The sequence below is a fragment of the Pseudogemmobacter blasticus genome (assembly GCF_003071405.1).
Classification (GTDB): Bacteria; Pseudomonadota; Alphaproteobacteria; order Rhodobacterales; family Rhodobacteraceae; genus Pseudogemmobacter; species Pseudogemmobacter blasticus.
In genome coordinates this window covers 1,413,184-1,434,453 of record NZ_CP020470.1, presented here as the reverse complement: position 1 = coordinate 1,434,453, position 21,270 = coordinate 1,413,184, and the positions used below count along the sequence as shown (strand labels likewise).

20 protein-coding genes and 1 pseudogene are annotated in these 21,270 nt (G+C 67.7%); 1 reads left to right on the top strand and 20 read right to left on the bottom strand.

Annotated features, from left to right (window positions below):
- Nucleotides 1–91: 91 nt before the first annotated feature.
- From B6K69_RS06955 to araD1, 20 genes and pseudogenes are all read right to left on the bottom strand, one after another.
- Nucleotides 92–1,096: a BMP family lipoprotein gene (locus B6K69_RS06955; RefSeq protein ID WP_108643269.1), complete on the bottom strand. Its 1,005-nt coding sequence runs from the start codon at nt 1,094–1,096 to the stop codon at nt 92–94.
- Between the two features lie 192 nt (nt 1,097–1,288).
- Complete coding sequence (locus B6K69_RS06950) at nt 1,289–1,702, bottom strand: GNAT family N-acetyltransferase (RefSeq protein ID WP_107672299.1); 414 nt, start codon at nt 1,700–1,702, stop codon at nt 1,289–1,291.
- The gene (gene tsaB / locus B6K69_RS06945) at nt 1,699–2,310 is read right to left on the bottom strand and encodes a tRNA (adenosine(37)-N6)-threonylcarbamoyltransferase complex dimerization subunit type 1 TsaB (RefSeq protein WP_108644818.1); all 612 of its coding nucleotides are present in this window, start codon (nt 2,308–2,310) and stop codon (nt 1,699–1,701) included. The genes B6K69_RS06950 and tsaB overlap by 4 nt, the downstream gene beginning before the upstream one ends.
- Nucleotides 2,297–2,860, bottom strand: a complete 564-nt coding sequence (locus B6K69_RS06940) for a NifU family protein (protein ID WP_108643268.1) — start codon at nt 2,858–2,860, stop codon at nt 2,297–2,299. Before B6K69_RS06940 ends, tsaB begins: the two co-directional genes overlap by 14 nt.
- Nucleotides 2,861–2,962: 102 nt before the next feature.
- Nucleotides 2,963–3,121 carry a hypothetical protein gene (locus tag B6K69_RS18135; protein ID WP_164681902.1) on the bottom strand — a complete coding sequence of 53 codons (159 nt, stop codon included), beginning with the start codon at nt 3,119–3,121 and terminating at the stop codon, nt 2,963–2,965.
- A gap of 143 nt (nt 3,122–3,264) precedes the next feature.
- The gene (locus B6K69_RS06935) at nt 3,265–3,639 is read right to left on the bottom strand and encodes a diacylglycerol kinase (RefSeq protein WP_108643267.1); all 375 of its coding nucleotides are present in this window, start codon (nt 3,637–3,639) and stop codon (nt 3,265–3,267) included.
- Nucleotide 3,640: 1 nt separating this feature from the next.
- Nucleotides 3,641–5,224 (bottom strand): phosphoethanolamine transferase, encoded by a 1,584-nt coding sequence (locus B6K69_RS06930; RefSeq protein WP_236939019.1) that lies wholly within the window; start codon nt 5,222–5,224, stop codon nt 3,641–3,643.
- A gap of 214 nt (nt 5,225–5,438) precedes the next feature.
- Nucleotides 5,439–7,187 carry a S1C family serine protease gene (locus tag B6K69_RS06925; protein ID WP_123876545.1) on the bottom strand — a complete coding sequence of 583 codons (1,749 nt, stop codon included), beginning with the start codon at nt 7,185–7,187 and terminating at the stop codon, nt 5,439–5,441.
- A gap of 123 nt (nt 7,188–7,310) precedes the next feature.
- The gene (locus B6K69_RS06920; RefSeq protein ID WP_107672304.1) at nt 7,311–7,766 is read right to left on the bottom strand and encodes a universal stress protein; all 456 of its coding nucleotides are present in this window, start codon (nt 7,764–7,766) and stop codon (nt 7,311–7,313) included.
- 59 nt (nt 7,767–7,825) lie between these two features.
- The gene (locus B6K69_RS06915) at nt 7,826–9,145 is read right to left on the bottom strand and encodes an MATE family efflux transporter (RefSeq protein WP_108643264.1); all 1,320 of its coding nucleotides are present in this window, start codon (nt 9,143–9,145) and stop codon (nt 7,826–7,828) included.
- Nucleotides 9,146–9,217: 72 nt separating this feature from the next.
- A complete protein-coding gene (locus B6K69_RS06910) occupies nt 9,218–10,216 on the bottom strand; it encodes an aldose epimerase family protein (RefSeq protein ID WP_228156829.1) in 999 nt (332 codons plus the stop codon).
- Nucleotides 10,217–10,235: 19 nt separating this feature from the next.
- Nucleotides 10,236–10,706, bottom strand: coding sequence for an ABC transporter permease subunit (locus B6K69_RS18505; RefSeq protein ID WP_250645398.1), 471 nt, complete (start codon nt 10,704–10,706; stop codon nt 10,236–10,238).
- Nucleotides 10,707–10,872: 166 nt separating this feature from the next.
- Nucleotides 10,873–11,058 (bottom strand): annotated as a pseudogene (locus B6K69_RS18500) (sugar ABC transporter permease YjfF); the annotation flags it as partial.
- Nucleotides 11,059–11,207: 149 nt separating this feature from the next.
- Nucleotides 11,208–12,227: an ABC transporter permease gene (locus tag B6K69_RS06900; RefSeq protein ID WP_108643262.1), complete on the bottom strand. Its 1,020-nt coding sequence runs from the start codon at nt 12,225–12,227 to the stop codon at nt 11,208–11,210.
- Complete coding sequence (locus B6K69_RS06895; protein ID WP_108643261.1) at nt 12,224–13,723, bottom strand: sugar ABC transporter ATP-binding protein; 1,500 nt, start codon at nt 13,721–13,723, stop codon at nt 12,224–12,226. Before B6K69_RS06895 ends, B6K69_RS06900 begins: the two co-directional genes overlap by 4 nt.
- Before the next feature lie 81 nt (nt 13,724–13,804).
- Complete coding sequence (gene ytfQ / locus B6K69_RS06890; RefSeq protein WP_107672443.1) at nt 13,805–14,761, bottom strand: galactofuranose ABC transporter, galactofuranose-binding protein YtfQ; 957 nt, start codon at nt 14,759–14,761, stop codon at nt 13,805–13,807.
- A gap of 103 nt (nt 14,762–14,864) precedes the next feature.
- Nucleotides 14,865–16,379 (bottom strand): aldehyde dehydrogenase (NADP(+)), encoded by a 1,515-nt coding sequence (locus B6K69_RS06885; RefSeq protein WP_108643260.1) that lies wholly within the window; start codon nt 16,377–16,379, stop codon nt 14,865–14,867.
- Between the two features lie 9 nt (nt 16,380–16,388).
- Nucleotides 16,389–17,309, bottom strand: coding sequence for a Gfo/Idh/MocA family protein (locus tag B6K69_RS06880; RefSeq protein WP_108643259.1), 921 nt, complete (start codon nt 17,307–17,309; stop codon nt 16,389–16,391).
- The gene (gene araD / locus B6K69_RS06875) at nt 17,309–19,051 is read right to left on the bottom strand and encodes an L-arabinonate dehydratase (protein WP_108643258.1); all 1,743 of its coding nucleotides are present in this window, start codon (nt 19,049–19,051) and stop codon (nt 17,309–17,311) included. Before araD ends, B6K69_RS06880 begins: the two co-directional genes overlap by 1 nt.
- Nucleotides 19,052–19,059: 8 nt before the next feature.
- Nucleotides 19,060–20,052: an AraD1 family protein gene (araD1, locus tag B6K69_RS06870; protein ID WP_108643257.1), complete on the bottom strand. Its 993-nt coding sequence runs from the start codon at nt 20,050–20,052 to the stop codon at nt 19,060–19,062.
- Between the two features lie 272 nt (nt 20,053–20,324).
- Between araD1 and B6K69_RS06865 the strand changes: the two genes are divergently transcribed.
- Nucleotides 20,325–21,263, top strand: a complete 939-nt coding sequence (locus B6K69_RS06865) for a LysR family transcriptional regulator (protein WP_228156828.1) — start codon at nt 20,325–20,327, stop codon at nt 21,261–21,263.
- The last annotated feature ends 7 nt before the right edge of the window (nt 21,264–21,270 follow it).

The window sequence follows — 21,270 nt, the reverse complement described above, 5'->3', positions numbered from 1 at the left end:
GTGCAGCCGGGCCTGCGCGACGCGCGGCCCTTCTGCGACAAGGGCCGCGCCAGATGTGGCGCGGCCCCGGTTCAAACTGGCCTGGGCCCGATCAGAACGTCGCCGCCGGGCAGGTGTTGTCGGTGCGGTAGTCATGCACCTTCAGCTCGCCCGAGATGATCTTGGCGGCGGCCGCGTCCACCGCGGCCTTCATTTCGGGCGTGATCAGCGCGGCGTTGTTGTCATCCAGCGCATAGCCGACGCCATCTTCCTTAAGGCCCAGCGTCTGCGGCTTGGTGTCCAGCGCCTCGCCGGCGGTGAAGGCGTTGAACACGGCCACATCGACGCGCTTCATCATCGAGGTCAGAACCTGCCCGGGGTGCAGGTGGTTCTGGTTGCTGTCCACGCCGATCGACAGGATGCCTTCGTCGGCGGCGGCCTGCAGCACGCCGATGCCGGTGCCGCCGGCGGCGGCATAGATCACGTCGGCGCCCTGCGCCTTTTGCGCCTTGGCCAGTTCGGCGCCCTTCACCGGGTCATTCCAGGCGGCCGGTGTGGTGCCGGTCATGGCCGAGATGAACTTGATGTCGGGGTTCACCGCCTTGGCGCCCTGGGCATAGCCGCAGGCGAAGTTGCGGATCAGCGGAATGTCCATGCCGCCGATGAAGCCGACGGTGCCGGTCTTGGAGGCCTGCGCCGCCAGCATCCCCACCAGATACGACCCTTCATGTTCCGAGAAGCCGATCGACAGCACATTCGGGTTGGTCGCCGGATCGACCCAGCCGTCGATGGTGACGAACTTGGTGTTCGGGAAGTCGGGGGCGACCTTGGTGATCGGGTCCGACATGGCGAAGCCGGTGGTCACGATGGGGTTGGCGCCCGACTCGGCCAGACGACGCAGCGCCTGTTCGCGCTGGGCCTCGTCCTGCATTTCCAGTTCCTTGTAGGTGCCGCCGGTTTCCTTGGCCCATTTCTCGGCCCCGCCGAAGGCGGCTTCGTTGAAGGATTTGTCGAACTTGCCGCCAAGGTCGTAGATGACCGCCGGCTCTGCCGCAGCGGCGCCGGCCATGAGGGCCAGGGCAGCGGTTGCCCCCGCAAGGGATTTCATCAGGGTCATGGGTGCTCTCCCGGTTGATGGACCACAGTGCCACCACGTCCGCCGGGAAACCCGGTCGCGGGCAGCTTACGGCGCAGATTAGGCGGGAGTCGCCCTTGGGGGTCAAGTCGGATTCGCGTGAACGGCGGCGGGAACCTGACCCTTTGGTCAGGCTATGCGGGGTGACCTCGCGTCTGGCGCGGGTGGCAGGGGTTACAGGTCGCGCGCAAGGACCAGTGCGTCGATCCGGCGACCGTCCGCATCGTGGTAGTAACCGCGCCGCCGGCCCGCCTGGGCGAAGCCTGCCGAATCGTAAAGCGCGATGGCGGCGGCGTTTTCGGCGCTGACCTCAAGGAAGGCGCGGGTCGCGCCGCGCAACCGGGCCTGATAGACGAAGCGTTCCACCAGCCGCCGCCCCAGCCCGCGCCGGCGGGCCTGTGGCGACACCGCCAGCGTCAGCAGCTCGGCCTCGCCGGCCACGGCGCGCCCGGTCAGGAAGCCGGCATCGCCTTCGACCAGGGTGAAGGCCAGCGGATCGCTGTCGAACAGGGCGAACTCGGCCTCGGACCAGGGGCGGGGCGTGCGGAAGCACAGGCGGTGCAGGGCGGCGCGGTCGGCCGGGGTCACGGCAGGATCACCGGCGGCGGATCGGCGGGCGGCGCGGCATCGGCCGCGCGCAGGTAGAACGGGGCGGGGCGCGGGGCGCCGTCGCGGATGGCGGCGATGCGGGCAATCGCTTCGGCCAGCGGCAGGGCCGGGGGCAGGGCATGGGGGCCGGCGGCGCTGCCGGTGACAGGTCTTCCGGGGGCGGCGGGCAGATCGGCCAGCGCCACCAGATACGCCGCGCCCTCGGGGAAATCCTGCACATAGGCCAGCCCTTGCCGCGCATCCTCGACCACGCGCAGGGGGCGGGGCAGGGTATGGGCCAGCGCCTCAAGCGTTGTCACCCCGACCGCCGGGATGCCCAGCCCCAGCGCCAGCCCGCGCGCGGCGGCCACCGCAATGCGGACGCCGGTGAAATTGCCCGGGCCGGTGCCGACGCCGATCCGCGTCAGATCGGCCCAGCCGATGCCGCCTTCGGCCAGCAGTCCCTCAAGCAGCGGGATCAGCCGTTCGGCCTGCCCCTTCTGCATGGCGTCCTGCCGCAGCAGGCAGCGTCCATCGGGCAAAAGCAAAGCGGCGGCGCAATGCGCCGCCGATGTGTCGAAGGCCAGAACCGTTTCAGGCGGCGACAGGGCGCACCTCAAGCACTTCGGGAATGTAGTGCCGCAGCAGGTTTTCGATGCCCATCTTCAGCGTCAGCGTGCTGGAGGGGCAGCCCGCGCAGGCGCCCTGCATGTGCAGATAGACGACGCCGCGGTCAAAACCGTGGAAGGTGATGTCGCCCCCGTCCTGCGCCACGGCGGGGCGGACGCGGGTATCCAGCAGCTCCTTGATCTGGCGCACGATGTCGGCATCGGCGCCGCTGTGTTCGGCATGGCCGCCGGCCGCCTTGGCCTCGCCTTCCATCACAGCCGCGCCCGACTGGAAATGCTCCATGATCGCGCCCAGGATCTGCGGCTTGATATGCTGCCATTCCACATCGTCGGCCTTGGTGACCGTCACGAAGTCTGACCCGAAGAAGACGCCGGTCACGCCGCCAGCCGCGAAGATGCGCCGGGCCAGGGGCGATTTATCCGCCGCCGCCGCATCGGGGAAATCGGCCGTGCCGATTTCAAGCACCGTCTGCCCCGGCAGGAACTTCAGCGTGGCGGGGTTCGGGGTGGATTCCGTCTGGATGAACATGGGGTATCTCCAACCATTCCAGTCGGGATATGCGCCCCGTCGCGGCATTAGTCAACCTGCCCGGGCCGGAATGGCCCCGGGCGCAGTTGTCGCACAGCAGCCTCAGGCCCGGTCCGAGCCCCAGTAGGCGTACATTTCATCCAGCGCGGACAACGATTGCAGTTGAACCGCCCGCAGCAACGCGCGTTCCTCGGCGTGATAGGCCACGGCAGCATTCACTGCGGGCTTGCCCGAACGCGGGGCGGATTTGACGGCCGACATCATACACTTCCTTTGCAAACACTCTTCCCCGGGCAGGAATGTAGGCCGTGCTGCGGTGCAGCGCCACGCCCGATGCGGTATGGCAGCGATGCGCTTGCGGCATGGCTTGGCGCGCGGCGGCAAAGGGCGCGCACGCCGTCCTGTCAGGCCAGGATCACCCACAGAAGATAGGCACCGATGGCGGTGATCGTCATCGCCACGGCCAGCGACCCCAGATCCTTGGCCTCCTTGGCGAAGCGGGCCCATTCCCTGGGCGCCAGATGATCGACCACCACTTCGATCGCGGTGTTCAGCGCCTCGACCGCGATCAGCAGGCAGAGCAGGGCGAAGAAGCCCAGCATTTCCCCGACCGAGGCGCCCAGAACCGCCATTGCCAGCAGGATAGCAACGCCCGCCAGCGCCTCTTGCCGGAAGGCGCTTTCCTGCGCCAGCCGTTTCAGCCCGGCCGCGGAATAGCTGGCCGCCGCCGCGAAATGGGCAAGCCCCGTCTTGCGCGGCGGAATCCCGTCGCCGGTCATCTCAGCTCTCCTGCCCCTTGCAGCCTGCGGTCAGATCCAGCGCATCGTCGCGCACCTCGGTCTTGATGTCCATCAGGCCAAGGATGGTGGCGAACATGTTGTCATGGCTGGCCGGCTGGTCCTTGCGCGCCCCGATGCAGGCCTGATCCAGACCCATCGCATTGCGGAAGGCCGGCGGTGTCCACATCACCATGGGCACATGCGTCTGGAAATCGGGCGCCATGAACCAGGGCGCGCCGTGCAGATAAAGCCCGCCTTCGCCCAGCGATTCCCCGTGGTCCGAGACATAGAACATGGCCGGGATCACCCGATCCTGCGTGGCCAGCATGTCGATCACCTGCGACAGGAAGCGGTCGGTGTAGCGGATGGTGTTGTCATAGGCGTTGACGATTTCCTCGGGCGAGCAGGTGGCAAGTTCCGGCGAATGGCAGGCGGGTTTGAACACCTCCTGATCCTTGGGGTAGCGCAGCCAGTAGCTGGGGCCGTGGCTGCCGATCTGGTGCAGCACGATCACGGTGTCTTCGGTCATCGTCTCGGCCACCTTGGCCAGCCGGGGCAGGAACACGGCGTCGATGCACTCGCCTTCCGCGCAGGCGGCGGCGTCATCCTCTTTCGTCATCATGTGGCTGGTGACGCGGTTGGCGATGTCCTTGTCGCCGGTGTTGTTGTCCCACCATTCGACATGCACCCCGGCATGGGACAGCACGTCCAGCAGGTTTTCATACGAAAGGCCGGCCTCATAGCTGTAGTCTTCCCGCGTCAGGTGCGAAAACATGCAGGGAAGCGAGGTGGCGGTGGCCGTTCCGCAGCTTGTGACATTCGAAAAGTACAGGATGTCGCGCTTGGCAAGTTCCGGGTTGGTGTCGCGGCCATAGCCGCCCAGGGCCCAGTTCTGCGCGCGCCCCGTCTCGCCCGCGACGATGACCATCAGCACCGGCTTGCCGGCCGCCGCCAGACGCGGGCCCTTGGTGGCGTCACGGCCGAAGGGCTGGGTCACGATCTTGGCCGATTTCTGCAACAGGCGGGCATAGCGGATGGCGCCGCCCAGCGGGGCCAGCGGCTGCGTGCTGCCGATCAGATCCTTGCGCCCGCGCAGCGAGGTGGAAAATCCCTTGAGGTCGGTGAACAGCAACCCCACCACCATGGCCGCGGCCGCGCTGCAGGTCAGCACCCAGGCCAGCGTGCCGCGCAGGAAGCTGCGCCGCCGCACCCGCGGCCAGAACACCAGAACCAGCCCTGGCACCGCCCGCAGCAGCACATGCAGCAGGAAGTTCGGGGTGATCAGGTGCTTGCCTTCGTTGACCGTGGTGGTCAGCGCGTTCTGGATCATCTCGCGGTCGATGATCACGCCCAGCTTGTCCTGATAGAACGAGGTGACGGCGGCCAGAACGACCAGAAAGGCCAGCATCGGCTTTTGTAGCCAGCCCACGGCCAGCAGCGAAACCACCAGCATGAACAGCGCCCAGACGGCCAGCGCCAGCGTGACCATGGCAACCGGCCGGTCGCCGAAGATCTCGATCAGCTTGCCCCAGTAGGTGGCATTGCAGGTGGCCAGCAGATAGGTGGCGATCAGAAGGTTCAGCAATTGGGCGGAAACTTCCGGGCGGCGCAGGCCGAATCGGCCTGTCCGCGCACCGTGATCGGGGGCGGCTGTAACTTGCATGATGGGTCCGAATTCTGTTTGCGCGGATAAGCTGCGCAACTCGGCACTTCGTCAACGGCCGCGCTGTCAGCACCCGCTTATGCGGCCTGACCGGCAATCGGCTTAGCCGGATCGCCCCGACAGGGGCGATACCGGCTTATTGATAGCAATGCAGCGGGATCACCGCTTTCGCAACGCCATCGGGCACTTCGCCCGACATTTCGGCGCCGGTGCCATCGCCTTGCGGGCGGCTGATCCGGTTTTGCGCAAGGAAGGTCAGCAGCGGCCCCGAGGGCACCGCGAAGTTCATGTTCTGCGGCAGGCTGCCGGTTTCTTCCAGCACCGCCAGATCGTCGATCCGGCTGACCACCACGCCGATCACCGCGCCCTTCTTGTTCAGAAGCGGCCCGCCCGAATTGCCGGGCTGCACCGGGGCCGTGATCATCACCCGGTTGGAAGACCCGTCCGCCCCGCGCAGCGCGCTGACATTGCCGCTGGTGACGGTCAGGCCCTGATCGAGGCTGGTGTAATAGGGGTATCCCAGGGCCGTCACCGCCTCGCCCAGCTTGGGCACCTCAAGCGCCGACAGTTTCAGCCAGACGCCCGCATCGGTGGCGCCCGACAGGACGGCAATATCCAGCGAGCTGTCGGCGGCCATGATGTCCAGCGGGGTGCCGTCGATCATGGCCACCGCGCTGCAGCCTTCGATCACATGGGCGGCCGTCACCAGCATGGTGGGCGCGATATAGAACCCGGTGCCCGAGCTTTTCAGCGTGCCGGTCACCTTGGCCTTCGGCGGTTCGGGTTCGGGGGCGGGCGTGCCCAGGGCGGGCAGCGACGGGGCCGCGCCGGTGCCGGGGGCCATCACCGGGGCCGGGCCGGGATTGCCCACGCCAATGACCGAAGGCGACGGGCCGGGCGTGCCGCCGGGCGTGGGGGTGGGGATCGGGGTCGCGCCGCCGGGGGCAGGCGTTCCAAGGGCTGGGGGCTTGGGCGTGGGGTCAACCGGGCTGGCGCCGGCCACATCCACCGTTGCCGGGCCTGGGTCGGGCGTCGCGGCAGGGGGGGATGCCTCCACGCCGGGCGGCATCGGTCGCAGCACCTGATCCTTGGGGTCGTTCGAGGCGATCCGGGGCGTCGGATCGGGGGCAGCGCCGCCCCCGCCGCCGTTGATCAACTGGTCGATCACCCCGCCCTTGGTCCAGATCAGCGAGGCCGGGCTGCCGCCCACCGTCATGCTGGCCGCCATCAGGTTCAGTTGCGGGAAGTAGGAGGGCGTCAGCACGATGGAAATGGTTGACCAGTTGCTGCCATTCCGGTCCGACCGCACATAGGCGATGTAATCGCCCTCGATCGTGGTCGAGGTGATCGAAAGGTTGTCGTCGGCAAACTGGTAGGGGTCGGCGGATTTCAGCGATTTCGACATGAACCAGTCATGGATGTCCTTCATCCCCGGCTGATCGGTGAAGCGGACATACATGCTGAACCCTTCATCCGCGGACAGGAATTCCACGGCATCGGGGTTGTCCACCTCTTTCAGCATCTCGAACGGATGCAGGTAAGAGGTGTTGGTGCTTTCGGAATAGAACAACTGCCAGCCGTTCTTCATCCGCTCTTCTTCCAGCGCCATGACCGGCTTTTCGATGTGGCGGAACAGCGGGCGGCCGCCGCCATCTTCACGTTTCACATAGGCTTCCAGCGCCGCCTGCGCGTCATTGTTCCAGACGCCATCGGTGAAGCCGAAGTAATCGCCGGAAAAGGCCAGCGCGGCCTGCAGCGTGGCCACATCCTCGCGGCTCATGGTCGAGGCGTCGAACGGCTGGTCGGCCCAGCCCTGCGCGCGGGCGGCGGACAGCGGTGCCAGGATCAGCATCAGGCAGACAAGAAGCAGCTTCCCAAGGCGCATACCGGAAATCCCCGAAAGAATGCAAAGGCGGTTGCCGCCATGCTGCCGCCAATCGGGCGGCTTGAAAAGGGAATCTTGCATGTTCGCAGGTGGGGGATTCCGCCCCGCGTCCTGCGGCGACGCTCAGGTGATGCTTTCCAGCCGTTCCTTCGACATGTCGCCCGGCACGATGGTGACCGGAATCGGCAGGTTGCCCGAGTTGCGGGTCATGGCGGTGACCAGCGGGCCGGGGCCGGCCTTTTCGGTGCCCGCGCCCAGAACCAGCACGCCGATTTCCGGGTCTTCCTTCACCTGGGCCAGAATCTCGGCCACCGGATCGCCTTCGCGGATCACCAGTTCGGGGTTGATGCCCTGCTTGTCGCGCATCCACTTGGCGAAAACCTCGAAATGCGCCTCGATCCGTTCGCGCGCCTCGGCGCGCATCAGGTCGGCCACGCCCATCCAGTGCTGGAACTCCTCGGGCGGGATGATCGACAGGATGGTGACGCCGGCCCCGGTATGGGCGGCGCGCAGTGCCGCGAACCGCATCGCATTCAGGCATTCCCGACTGTCGTCGAGCACGACCAGAAACTTCCGCATGATCTTCCCCAGGCTTTCGCAGGGGCAATCATGGCCAGCGCGCGGGGCGAAGGCAAGCCTTACGCGGCGGCGGCCTTGGCTTCGGCTTCGGGGGCGCGCAGGTGCATGGCCACCGACCGCGCCCCGTTCAGCACCATCAGCGCGGCCCAAAGCCCGTGGTTGCCCAGCGTGGGCACCAGCACCAGCAGGGCGATGGCATAGATGCCGACGCACAGGATCATCAACTGCCGCATCGCGCGTGTCAGCGTGGCGCCGATATAGATGCCGTCATAGGTCCAGGCGGCGCTGCCGATCAGCGGCGCGGCGACGACCCAGAACAGATAGTGCCGCGCCTCGGCCCGCACTTCGGGCGCGGTGGCCATCAGGTCAATGATCCCCGGCCCGAACAGCGCGAAGACCGCCGCCAGCAGCCCCGCCCCGATGAACCCCCATTGCATCGCCAGCCGCGACGCCCGCCGCACCGCCGGGGCCGACCGTGCCCCCACCGCCTGGCCGACCAGCGTTTCGGCGGCAAAGGCAAAACCGTCCAGCGCATAGGCGGTGATTTCAAGGAATTGCAGCAGCACCTGATTGGCCGCCAGCGTCACGTCGCCTTCGCGGGCGCCCAGGAAGATGAAGGTGGTGAAGCTGACCTGCAACAGCACGGACCGGATCATGATGTCGCGGTTCACGTCCAGCATCACCCGCAGCGCCGCGCGGTCGGCGATGCGCGCCCGCGCTTCGGCAAAGACCGGCCCGAACGCCTCGCGGCACAGCCACAGGCCCAGGGCAAGGCCGGTCCATTCCGCGATCAGGGTGGCCACCGCCACGCCCGGCACGCCCCAGCCAAGCCCCAGCACGAACCACAGGTCCAGCACGACGTTCACGCCGTTGATCCAGATCTGCAAGGCGACCATGCCCCGTGACCGTTCGACCGCGATCAGCCAGCCCATCAGCGCGTAAAGCCCGATGGTGGCGGGGGCGCCCCAGATGCGGATCGCCAGATATTGCCGGGCCAGGGTTTCCACCTCGGGGCTGGCCGGCGCGATCAGGAAGGCGCCGTGGATCAGCACCCCCTGCGCCGCGATCAGCACCAGCCCCGCCACCCCGGCGATCAGAAGCGCGCGATACAGGATCGCGGCCCGTTCCGCCCGGTTGCCCGCACCATGCGCCTGTGCCGTCAGCCCGCTGGTGCCCATGCGCAGAAAGCCGAAGATCCAGTACAGCGTGGCCAGGATCACCGCGCCCAGCCCCACCGCGCCAATCGGCGCCGCTGCCCCCATCTGGCCCACCACGCCGGTATCCACCGCGCCCAGCAGGGGCACGGTGGCGTTCGACAGCACGATCGGCCCGGCAATCCGCCAGATCCGCCGATGGGTCAGGGGTATGTCTTCGGCCAATCCGGCCTCCGCTGTGGTGCTGGTCCCGTTCTAGCCTGCCGCCGTGGCCCCCGCCACTGCGCGCGCACGCCCTTAGCCAGACTGGCCGGATTTCAGGAAGACATGCCGCGTTCTTGCGCACCAGTCCTGCCCGGGGCGCAGGATGCAGGGCGGAAAGCCGGGGCGGTTCGGGGCATCGGGCCAGCCCTGGGTTTCCAGCGCGACGCCCGCATGAGGGCCGTAAACCCGCCCGTCCAGCCCCGGCACGCCCGCGAAATGCCGCCCGTCATAAAGCTGCAGGCCGGGTTCGGTGGTTTCCACCCGCATCTGAATGCCGTCCTGGCCCTGCAGCCAGGCCACCGGGCGCAGCGGCCCGCGCGCCGGCGACAGGCAGAAGTTGTGGTCATAGCCCGCATCGCCGATGGGCCGCGCGGTGCGAAAGTCGAAGGCCGTGCCCGCAACGGGGGCGATCTCTCCCGTCGGAATCAGCGCGTCATCCACCGGCAGGTAGTGATCGGCCGCCAGCCGCAGACGGTGGCCGCGGCTGTCGCCGCGCCCGTCCAGCGTGAAATAGCCGTGATGGGCCAGGCTGACCGGGGTCGGCGCCTCGGCCTCGGCCCGAAGCTCGATCTCCAGCGCGTCGCCCGGCACCGAGAGGGTGGCCGCGATCCGCAATTCGCCCGGAAAACCCATGTGGCCATCGGGCAGGGTGGCGGTCAGCGTCACGCTGTCTTCGCGCAGCGTCACCACCTGCCACAGCCTTGCGTGCAGCCCGTCCGCCCCGCCATGCAGCAGGTTGCGCCCTTCGTTGGCCTCCAGCCGGTATTCGATGCCGTCCAGCGTGAACCGCGCCCCGCCGATCCGGTTGGCAAAGCGGCCGACGATGGCGCCGCTGTAGAGGCCCGCGCCCAGATAGGCAGCGGCCGTGGGAAACCCCAACACCAGCGGATGCTGAACGCCGTCCAGCCGCAGATCCTGCACCGTGGCGCCCAGCGTCAGCACGGTGGCCGCAAGCCGTGGCCCACGCAGGCGGATCGCCTGAACCGCGCGCCCGTCCGGCAGATGGTCGAAGATCTCGATCCCGCCTGTCACTGTGCCTCTCTCTCTGCCCTCAGGCATCGCGCGCTGCCAGCCGGGTTTCCGACAGGTGCAGCAACCCTTTTTGCAGCAGGATGAAGACCAGCAGCAACAGCCCGATCACGATCTTGGTCCACCACGAAGACAGCGTGCCGTCGAAGACGATATAGGTCTGGATCAGCCCCATCGTCAGCACGCCCACCAGCGTGCCGAAGACATAGCCCGCGCCGCCGCTCAGCAGCGTGCCGCCGATGACCACCGCCGCGATGGCCGTCAGCTCGGTGCCCACGGTGGCCAGCGAATAGCCCGACCCGGTGTAGATGGAAAAGACAATGCCCGACAGCCCCGCCATCAGCCCGGAAAAGGCATAGACCAGCACCGTCGTCCGGCCCTGCCGCACCCCCATCAGCCGGGCGGTCTGTTCGCCGCCGCCCAGGGCATAGACCGAGGTGCCGAAGCGCGTTCTGTGCGCCACTATCATGCCAAGGACGAAGGTCAGCAGCATCAGTACCCCCGATCAGCGTCAGCCGCCCCTTGCCCGGCATCAGCCAATAGGCGTTCTGCAGCGTCTGATAGAACGGATGCGTGATCGGAACCGAGTCGATCGACAGCAGATAGGCCGCCCCGCGCGCCAGGAACATGCCCGCCAGCGTCACGATGAAGGCCGGCATCGCCAGCCGGTCGATCAGCCAGCCCATGCAGGCGCCATAGGCCGTGGTCAGCCCCAGCAGCAGCGCAAAGACCGGCAGCGGATGCAGGCCGGTGTCGCGCAGCATCACCGCGATGAAGACACCCGAAAAGGCGATGACGGACCCGACCGAAAGGTCGATGCCCCCCGACAGGATGACAAGCGTCATCCCGACCGCGACAATGCCCAGATAGGCGTTGTCGGTCAGCAGGTTGCCCAGAACCCGGGTTGACGCCATGTTGGGGAACTGCACCCAGCAGATCAGGCAGCCGGCCAGAAAGATCCCGATGGTCACGAACAGCGGCAATGTGCGGGTGTTCATGGCGTGCCATTCCCTTCGGCTTCGCGCTTGCGGCGGGCCTCGTCGCGCCAGTAGCGCCATTCGGCCGCGATGCGCGGGGATTGCAGGACAAGGATCACCACCACCAGCACGGCCTTGATGACAAGGTTGTATTCCGACGGAAACCCGGCCAGCCGGATGCCGATGGTGATGGTCTGGATGATCAGCGCCCCGATCACCGAGGCCGCGATCGAGAACCGTCCGCCCAGCAGGGAATTGCCGCCGATCACCACGGCCAGAATGGCATCCAGTTCCAGCCACAGCCCGGCATTGTTGGCATCCGCGCCCCGGATGTCGGCGGTGACCACCAGCCCCGCCAGCGCCGCGCAGAAGCCCATCGCCATGTAGACGGCGATCAGCAGCACCACCGCGTTCACACCCGCCAGCGCACTGGCGCGGCGGTTGATGCCGATGGATTCGACCAGCATCCCCAGCGCGGTGCGCCGCATGACCAGCGCGGTCAGCACCGCCAGCGCCAGCCACAGCCAGGCCGGGAAGGGCAGGCCCCAAAGCGTGCCCGAGCCGACAAAGGCAAAGGCCGGGTCGGTGAAGGTCAGGATGCGCCCTTCGGTGATCAGTTGCGCGATGCCGCGCCCGGCCGTCATCAGGATCAGCGTGGCGACGAAGGGCTGCACGCCCACAAGCGCCACCAGAACACCGTTCCACAGGCCCGCCAGCAGGCCCGCGCCGATGGCCAGCGCCAGCGCCACCGGCAGCCCGGTGCCGGCGCTGACGGCATAGGCCGCCACCGCGCCGCAGATCGCCATGGTGGCGCCGACCGACAGGTCGATGCCGCGCGTGGCGATGACCAGCGTCATGCCCACGGCCAGGATGGCCACAGGCGCGCTGCGTTTCAGCACGTCGATGGCCGGCCCCACCAGACGCCCGTCATTGACCGAAACCGACAGGAACCCCGGATAGAACAGCGAGACCAGCGCCACCAGCGCGGCCAGCGCCAGCAGTTGCGGCGCGATGCGTTTCAGTGCGGTGCCCGTCATGCCGGTGCCCCTTCGGTGGCGGCGATGGCCCGCATGATGCCTTCGCCCGAAATCGCGGCCCCGGTCAGTTCGGCGACATGGCGGCGGTCGCGCAGCACGATCACGCGGTTCGACACCGCCAGCAGTTCGTCCAGTTCGGATGAGATCACCAGGATCGACAGGCCCTGATCCACCAGGTCGTGAATCAGGTGCAGAATCTCGGCATGGGCGCCCACGTCGATGCCGCGCGTCGGTTCGTCCAGGATCAGGAAGCGCGGGTTCATCGCCAGCCAGCGCGCCAGCACCGCCTTTTGCTGGTTGCCGCCCGACAGTTCACCGATGGGCTTTTCCTTGCCCGAGGTGCGGATGTCCAGCCGGCGGATATAGTCATCGGCCAGCCGGTTCTGTTCGGCCCGCGGAATGGGCCGCATCCAGCCGCGCCGCGCCTGAAGGCCAAGGATGATGTTCTCGCGCAGCGACAGGTCGGCGACGATCCCGTCGGTCTTGCGGTCCTCGGGGGCAAAGCCGAAGCCGTGCCCGATGGCCGCGCGCGGACCCGAAAGGTCCAGCTTGCCGTTTTCGTCGCGCGCCTCGCCCGTTTGTGCCGGGCGCAGGCCGAACAGCAGTTCGGCGCTTTCCGTCCGCCCCGAACCCAGAAGCCCGGCCAGACCGACCACCTCGCCCTTGCCGATGGTCAGGTCGAACGGTTCTACCACGCCCCGGCGGCCGATGCCGGTGAAACGCAGCATCTCTGGCCTTGGCCCCCGGTCGGGCGGCGGGTTGTGCAGCACCTCGTCGCGCAGGGTGCGGCCCAGCATGTGTTCGATCAGCGCCATCCGGTCCAGCGCGTCGGTCTCGGTCGTCACCACATGCCGGCCGTTGCGCAGCACGGTCACGCGGTCGCACAGGTCAAAGACCTGATCCAGGAAATGCGACACGAAGATGATGCCAAGGCCGCGGTCACGCAGTCCGCGCACCACCTTGAACAGCATCTGCACCTCGCGCGCGTCCAGGCTGGCGGTCGGCTCGTCCAGGATCAGCACCTTGCCCGACAGCGCCACCGCGCGGGCAATCGCCACGATCTGGCGCACCGCCACCGAATAGCTGCCCAGATCGCGGTCAACGTCGATGTCCAGCCCGTAATCGGCCAGAAGGCGCCGCGCCTCGGCCCGCAGGCTGCGATGGTCGATCAGCCCGAAGCGGCGCGGTTCGCGGCCGAACATCAGGTTCTGCGCCACGGTCAGGTTGGGCAGAAGGTTCACCTCCTGATAGACCGTGCCGATGCCCAGATCCTGCGCCTCGACCGTGGAGGCGGGGGCGATCTCGGCGCCATCCAGCCGCACGGTGCCGGCGCTGCGCTGATAGGCGCCGGTCAGGCATTTGATCAGCGTGGACTTGCCCGCGCCGTTTTCGCCCAGAAGGGCGTGCACCTCACCGGCGCGCAGATCGAAATCCACACCGTCCAGCGCCCGGGTTCCCGGGAAGATCTTGGTCAGGGACCGGATCGAGAGCACCATGCAACACCTCCTTCTTCGGCGCCCCGGGGGGCGTCGGGTCCGGGCAGCCTGTGCCGCCCGGACCCCGTTGCCGGTGTTGGATCAGTAGCCCAGATCCTTGCGCGCCTCATATTGCCCGGCCGGATCGTCGGCCTGGGTATACAGCTTCGATTCGGTCTGGATGAACTTCGGCGGTTCGGTGCCGTTCGCCCAGAACGCCTCAAGCGCGTCGAAGGCCGGGCCGGCCATGTTCGGCGTCAGTTCGACCGTGGCATTCGCCTCGCCATCGGCCATGGCCTTGAAGATGTCGGGCACCGCGTCGATCGAGACGACAAGAATATCCTGGCCCGGCTTCAGCCCGGCTTCCTTGATCGCCTGGATCGCGCCGACCGCCATGTCGTCGTTATGGGCGTAAAGCGCGCAGATGTCCTTGCCGCCGTTTTCGGCCTGAAGGAAGCTTTCCATCACTTCCTTGCCCAGACTGCGGGTGAAGTCGCCGGTCTGGCTTTGCACGATCTTCAGGTTGTCATGCCCGGCGATGCCCTTTTCAAAGCCGGTCTTGCGGTCGATGGCGGGCGAAGATCCGGTCGTGCCCTGCAATTCCACGATGCGGCAGTCCTTGTCGCCCACCGTGGCCGCCAGCCATTGGCCGGCCACCTCGCCTTCATGCACAAGGTTCGATCCGACGGCGGTCAGATACAGCGACGGGTCGCTGTCCACCATCCGGTCCAGCAGAACGACCGGAATCTCGGCCTCCTTCGCCTCTTGCAGCACGGCATCCCAGCCGGTTGCCACCACCGGCGCGATCAGGATCGCATCCACACCCTGCGCGATGAAGGACCGCATCGCCGCGATCTGGTTTTCCTGCTTCTGCTGCGCATCCGAGAACTGAAGCTGATAGCCGCGCTCCTCGGCCTGCTTCTTGGTCAGCGTGGTTTCCGCCGCCCGCCAGCCGGATTCCGATCCGATCTGCGAAAAGCCGATCACCTTGCCGTCGGCAAGGGCCATTCCGGCCGAAACGGCAAAGGCCGCCGTGGTCAACATCAAGGTCTTGAACATCATCGTCTCCTCCCTCGGGTGAAAATGCCGGCTCCTCCTGCCGGGGGTCGTGACCGGGGCGAACGGTGCCCCGGCGGTGGTTCCTGCAACCGGCGGTCCCTGTTCAGGTCCGCAGGTCCTTGGGCAACAGCGCGTCGGGCAGGTTCTGGTAGCAGACCGGGCGCAGGAAGCGCCGGATCGCCAGGGTTCCCACACTGGTCGCACCGAAATTCGTGCTGGCTGGGAAGGGGCCGCCATGCACCATGGCATCGGCCACCTCGACCCCGGTCGGCCAGCCGTTCGCCAGCAGACGGCCCGCCTTGCGTTCCAGCACCGGAGCCAGACGCGCGGCCAGCGCCGTATCGTCGCCGTCCAGATGCAGCGTTGCCGTCAACTGCCCCTCCAGCGCGCGGGCAAGGGCCAGCATCTCGTCGCCATCGCGGGCGGTCACGATCAGGCCCACCGGCCCGAACACCTCATGCGCCAGCGCCGGCTTGGCCAGGAATTCGGCCGCCGTGACCCGCAGCAGCGCCGCCCGCGCCTTGCGCCCCGCCGTGCCGCCGGCCACCAGGACGCCGGCCCCTTCGCCGGCCATGACCTTGGCCCCGCGCGCATAGGCGGCAGCGATGCCGTCGGTCAGCATGGTCTGTTCGGCCACGGCTTCCGCCGCCGCCTGCGCGGCGGTGACGAAGGCTTCGGCGTCCGGCCCTTCGGTCAGGATCAGCAGGCCGGGGTTGGTGCAGAACTGCCCTGCGCCCAGGGTCAGGCTGCCCACCCAGCCCTGCGCCAGCGCCGCCCCGCGCACCGCCAGCGCGGCGGGCAGCAGGAAGGTCGGGTTGATCGACCCCAGCTCGCCAAAGAAGGGAATCGGCTCTGGCCGCGCGGCGCACAGGTCGAACAGCGCCTTGCCCCCGTGATAGCTGCCGGTAAAGCCCACCGCGCGGATCAGCGGATGCGTCACCAGCGCCGTGCCGGTCTCGTTCGTGTTGCCGTGGATCATCGAGAACACGCCCGCCGGCATGTCGCAGCGGGTGATCGCGGCCAGCACCGCTTCGGCCACCACCTCGGATGTGCCGGGATGCGCCGGATGGCCCTTGACCACGACCGGGCAGCCCGCCGCCAGCGCCGAGGCCGTGTCGCCACCCGCCACCGAAAAGGCCAGCGGAAAGTTCGACGCGCCGAACACCGCCACCGGCCCGACCGGCCGCTGCATCATCCGCAGGTCGGGGCGGGGCAGGGGGGCGCGGTCGGGCAGCGCCGGATCATGGCGGCGGTCCAGATAATCGCCCTTGCGGATATGCGCTGCGAACAGCCGCAACTGCCCTGTGGTGCGCCCGCGTTCGCCCTGCAACCGCGCCTCGGGCAGGCCGCTTTCCTGCATGGCAATCTCGGTCAGCGCGGCCCCGCGCGCCTCGATCTCGTCCGCGATGGCCTCAAGGAAGGCCGCCCGTTCGTCGCGCCCGGTCCAGCCATAGGCCCAGAACGCCGCTTCGGCCGCCGCGCAGGCGCGGTCCACCAGACCGGCATCGCCCGCGCTGAAGGAATGGCTGTCGCCAAAGGCGGGGGACGAGGCGAAGCGCGCCTCGGTGGCGATCCAGTCGCCCGCGATCAGATGCTTGCCGTGGGGGGTGAAGGTCATGGCCAGCTCTCAGAAGTCAAAAGGATCGGTCAGGATGCGGCGGCCCAGCGTCAGCGCGTCGGCCACATGCACCATCGGCGCAAGGTCCACCTCGCAGGCCCCGGCCCGCACCAGTTCGGCCATGCGGGCATAAAGGGCGGGGTATTCGCCCATGATGCTGGCCTGCCCGCCGGCGGGTTGCCCGTCGATTTCCAGCACATTGCCGCCCATCCGCAGCGCCAGGACGCCCCGGTCGGTTTCCACCTCGATGTCCCAGGTCTGCGGTCCGGTCTGGCGCCAGTCGAAATCGGCGGTGACATTGCCCGAAAACGCCAGCCGCGCCGCGATGGGCGTTTGCCGGTTGGCGGGAAACTCCAGCTCGGCCCCGGTCAGATGCACCGGCTGCGGCAGGATATGGGTCAGGATCGACAGCGCGTTGATGCCGGGATCGAACACCCCCATCCCGCCGGGTTCAAACACCCAGTCCTGGCCGGGGTGCCATTTCCGCACATCCTCGCGCCAGGTGATATGGGCGCGGCGGATCACCTTGTCGGTCAGCCAGTCGCGTGCCGGCTGCACCGCATGGGCCATGCGGCTGTGCCAGGTGGTGTACAGCGTCAGGCCACGGGCCGCCGCCAGCCGTTCCAGTTCCTGCACCTCGGCCAGCGTGGCGCCGGGCGGCTTTTCCAGCATCACATGCCGGCCCTGCAACAGCGCCGCCTCGGCATAGGCAAAGCGCGGCACCGGCGGCAGGCACAGCGAGACGACCGGCACGTCGGGGCGTTCGGCCAGAAAGGCCGCGAAATCGGTATAGGCCGGCACGCCGTCCACCGCGCCCTTGCGGCTGATGGTGGCGGCCAGAGTCCAGTCCGGGCTGGCGGCAATGGCCGGAACGTGCTGGTCCAGCGCGATCTTGCCAATGCCCACAAGGGCGATGTTGCGCGCGGCCATCAGTGGGAATCCCGGCCCACCGGCGCGCCACGGCAGCCCTTCAGGAAATCAAGGTCGGCCCCGGTATCGGCGCCCTGCACATGCTTCTGGTGCAACCAGGCGTAGCCGCTTTCGTATTGTTCGTGCAGCGGTTTCCAGGCCGCCAGCCGCGCGGCCAGTTCCGCCTCGGGAATGTCCAGTTGCAGGCGGCGGTTCGGCACGTCCAGCTCGATCATGTCGCCGTCGCGCACCACCGCCAGCGGGCCGCCCGCCGCGGCCTCGGGGCTGGTGTGCAGGACCACCGTGCCATAGGCGGTGCCCGACATGCGCGCGTCAGAGATGCGCACCATATCGGTGATGCCCTTGCGCAGCACCTTGGGCGGCAGGCCCATGTTGCCCACCTCGGCCATGCCGGGATAGCCCTTCGGGCCGCAGTTCTTCATCACCATCACGCAGGTCTCGTCGATGTCGAGCGCCTCGTCGTTGATCTTGGCCTTGTAGTCGTCGATGTCCTCGAACACGACCGCGCGGCCGCGATGCACCAGCAGATGCGGGCTGGCCGCCGACGGTTTCAGCACCGCGCCCTTCGGGGCCAGATTGCCCTTGACCACCACGATGCCGCCCGACCGCGCCAGCGCCTTTTCGGCGGGCAGGATCACGTCTTCATTGTGGTTGGTCACATCCTTGACCTGATCCCACATCGACTGCCCCGAGACGGTCAGCGCGTCCTTGTGCAGAAGGCCCGCCTCGCCCAGCCGCTTGATCACCACCGGCAGGCCGCCGGCATAGAAGAACTCTTCCATCAGGTATTTGCCCGAGGGCATCAGGTTCACCACGGTGGGCACGTCGCGGCCGCAGCGGTCCCAGTCGTCCAGCGTCAGGTCCACGCCGACGCGGCCGGCGATGGCCAGCAGGTGAATCACCGCATTGGTGCTGCCGCCGATGGCCGCATTGGTGCGGATGGCGTTTTCGAACGCGGCCTTCACCATCACGTCCGAGGGTTTCAGATCGTCCTTCACCATCTGCACGATGCGGCGGCCCGACATCTGGGCCATCACGCGGCGGCGGCTGTCCACCGCCGGAATGGCGGCATTGCCCGACAGCGCCATTCCCAGCGCCTCGGCCATGCTGGCCATGGTGCTGGCGGTGCCCATGGTGTTGCACGACCCCGCGCTGCGGCTCATGCTGGCTTCGGCCTCGGCGAATTCCTCCTGCGTCATCTCGCCGGCCTTCACCGCCTCGCTGAATTTCCACAGATGCGTGCCGGACCCGACCCGTTCGCCCTTGAAATAGCCGTTCAGCATCGGCCCGCCGGTCACCACGATCGACGGCAGGTCGGTTGATCCGGCGGCCATCAGCAGGCTGGGCGTGGTCTTGTCGCAGCCCACCAGCAGCACGCAGCCATCCATCGGCTGGCCGCGCATCTGTTCCTCCACCGACATGGCGGCCAGGTTGCGGAACATCATCGCGGTGGGGCGGAAGGCGCTTTCGCTGGTGGAAAACGCCGGCACTTCCACCGGGAAGCCGCCGGCTTCATACACGCCGCGCTTCACGAATTCGGCCAGCACGTTCAGATGCGCGTTGCAGGGCGTCAGTTCCGACCAGGTGTTCAGGATGCCGATCACCGGCCGCCCGTCGAACATGTCATGCGGAAAGCCCTGATTCTTCATCCAGCCGCGGTGATAGATCTGGTCGCGGCCATTGCCGCCGAACCATTCCTGAGAACGCAGACGGCGGGGCCAGGGAGCGGGCGTGAAGGTCATGGCGTCCTCTAGAGAATGGCTACGGTGACGGGTTTCGCGTCGCCCGGCTGCTGGTCAAGCGGGTTCGACAGGGGCAGGCCCAGGGCGGGGCAATCCAGTTGGAACACGTCGCCCGGCTCGGCCCGGATGCCATCGGCGAAGGACAGGGTGGCGGTGCCGAAGAAATGCACATGCACATCGCCCGGACGGCGGAACAGGTCATACTTGAAGTGGTGGTGTTCCAGATTGGCCAGGCTGTGCGACATGTTCGCCTCGCCCGACAGGAACGGCTTTTCCCAGATCAGGGCGCCGTTGCGCAGGATGCGGCTTTTGCCTTCCACATGGTCGGGCAGGGCCCCCACCCGCAGCTCTGGGCCATAGCTGGCCGGGCGCAGCTTGGAATGGGCCAGCCACAGGTAATTGCCGCGCTCGGTCACATGGTCGGAAAATTCGTTGCCCACGGCAAAGCCCAGCCGGTGCGGCCGGCCATCAGGGCCAACCAGATACAGGCCTGCCACCTCGGGCTCTTCCCCCGCGTCCAGCGCGAAACCGGGCGAAGCCAGCGCCGCCCCCGGTGCCACCGCGTTGAAGCCGTTGCCCTTGTAGAACCATTCGGGCTGCACCCCCACCGCCCCCGCCGCGGGCTTGCCGCCCTCGATCCCCATGCGGAACATCTTCATGCTGTCGGTCAGGGTTTCCGGGTCGGCCTTGGCGTGCATCGAATTGCGCGTGGCGGCCGATCCCAGATGCGTCAGCCCGGTGCCGGTCAGGTGCAGATGCGCCGGATCGGGGTGGTCCAGCGGCAGCAGAACCCGCCCCTCGTCCAGCGCGGCCCGCAGGTCAACCGTGTTGCCTGCGCCGCGCGCCGCCACTTCGGCCGTCAGGTCGCGGCCCGCCGCAATGGCCGCCAGCGCCAGATCGCGCGTGCTGGCCGCGCCGGGCACGATCCGCGCCGGCTGCCCGTCATGGCGCGCGACCACGGCGCGGCTTCCGTCCGCCTGAACAATCTGTGACAGAAACATGCGCAGCCCTCGCCCTGGTCTTTTCCACATCCCGGGCCGGGGAACGGGCGCGGTCCCCTGTCCGGTTCCCGCCGCCTGACCATGCACGCCATCCGCCTGGCGGATGTTCAAAGGTGGACAGATGTCATCCCCCCGAAAGGACAAGCCCGGCCCTCTGTGCCGCGCCTCTCCTGCAACATGCCGTTCCTCCCCGGCATTTGTAGCCTAGCGCGCGAGTAAGATGCTGGTAAAATTACATCTGACACGTTCTCCATATTAAAAATGGTATAGCCATGCCCGCCGCCCGCCAGATGCTGAAGCCCGCGCAACTGCGTCTGTTGCAGGCCATTGCCGAACACGGGCAGGTGCAGCTTGCCGCCGAAATCGTCGGCATGTCGCAACCCGCCGCCTCGCGGATGCTGGCCGAGACGGAGCGCCAGTTGGGCGCCTCGCTGTTCCTGCGCCAGCCGCGCGGCATGGTGCCCACCGAATTCGGTCTGGCCGTGCTGCGCCGCGCCAGTGTCATCCTGCGCGAGATGGCCGGCATGGTCGTCGATCTGGAAAACCTGCGCGAAGGTCTGGGCGGATCGGTCCGCGTCGGCTCGGTCACGGGGCCGGCGGTCAACTACCTGGTCTCCGCCATCCGCGAGGTCAAGGAAGTAGCCCCCAACGCCGAGATCACCGTGGACGTGATGCCTTCGCGCGATCTGATGACGCAGCTTGTGGCCGGCGAGATGGATTTCGTGCTGGCCCGCATCCTGCCCGAATTCGACAGCACCGATTTCAGCATCCACCCGATGCGCGACGAAAAGGTTGCCTTCCTTGTCCGGCAGGGGCATCCGCTGATGCGCGCGCCCATCGTCACCCTGACCGAACTTCTGGGCTATGAATGGATCATGCAGCAGCGCGGCGCCCCCATCCGCGAGGCCACGCTGTCGGCCTTTGCCGGGCTTGGCCTGTCGGAACCGCAGAATGTGGTCAACAGCCCGTCAACCCTGCTGACGCTGGCCTATCTGGCGCAGACCGATGCCATCGCGCCCCTGTCGGCCGAGGTGACAGAGCTGCTGATCCGCCCGCCGATCAGCGCGCAGTTCTGCGTGCTGCCCGTGGCGCATGACCTGCGGGTGTCACCCTATTACCTGTTGCACCTGAAGCGGCGGCACCTTTCGGCGCTGGCGCTGCGGCTGCGCGAAGGCGTCATCGCGCAGCTTGCCCGCGATCAGGGCGGCTGACCGCGCG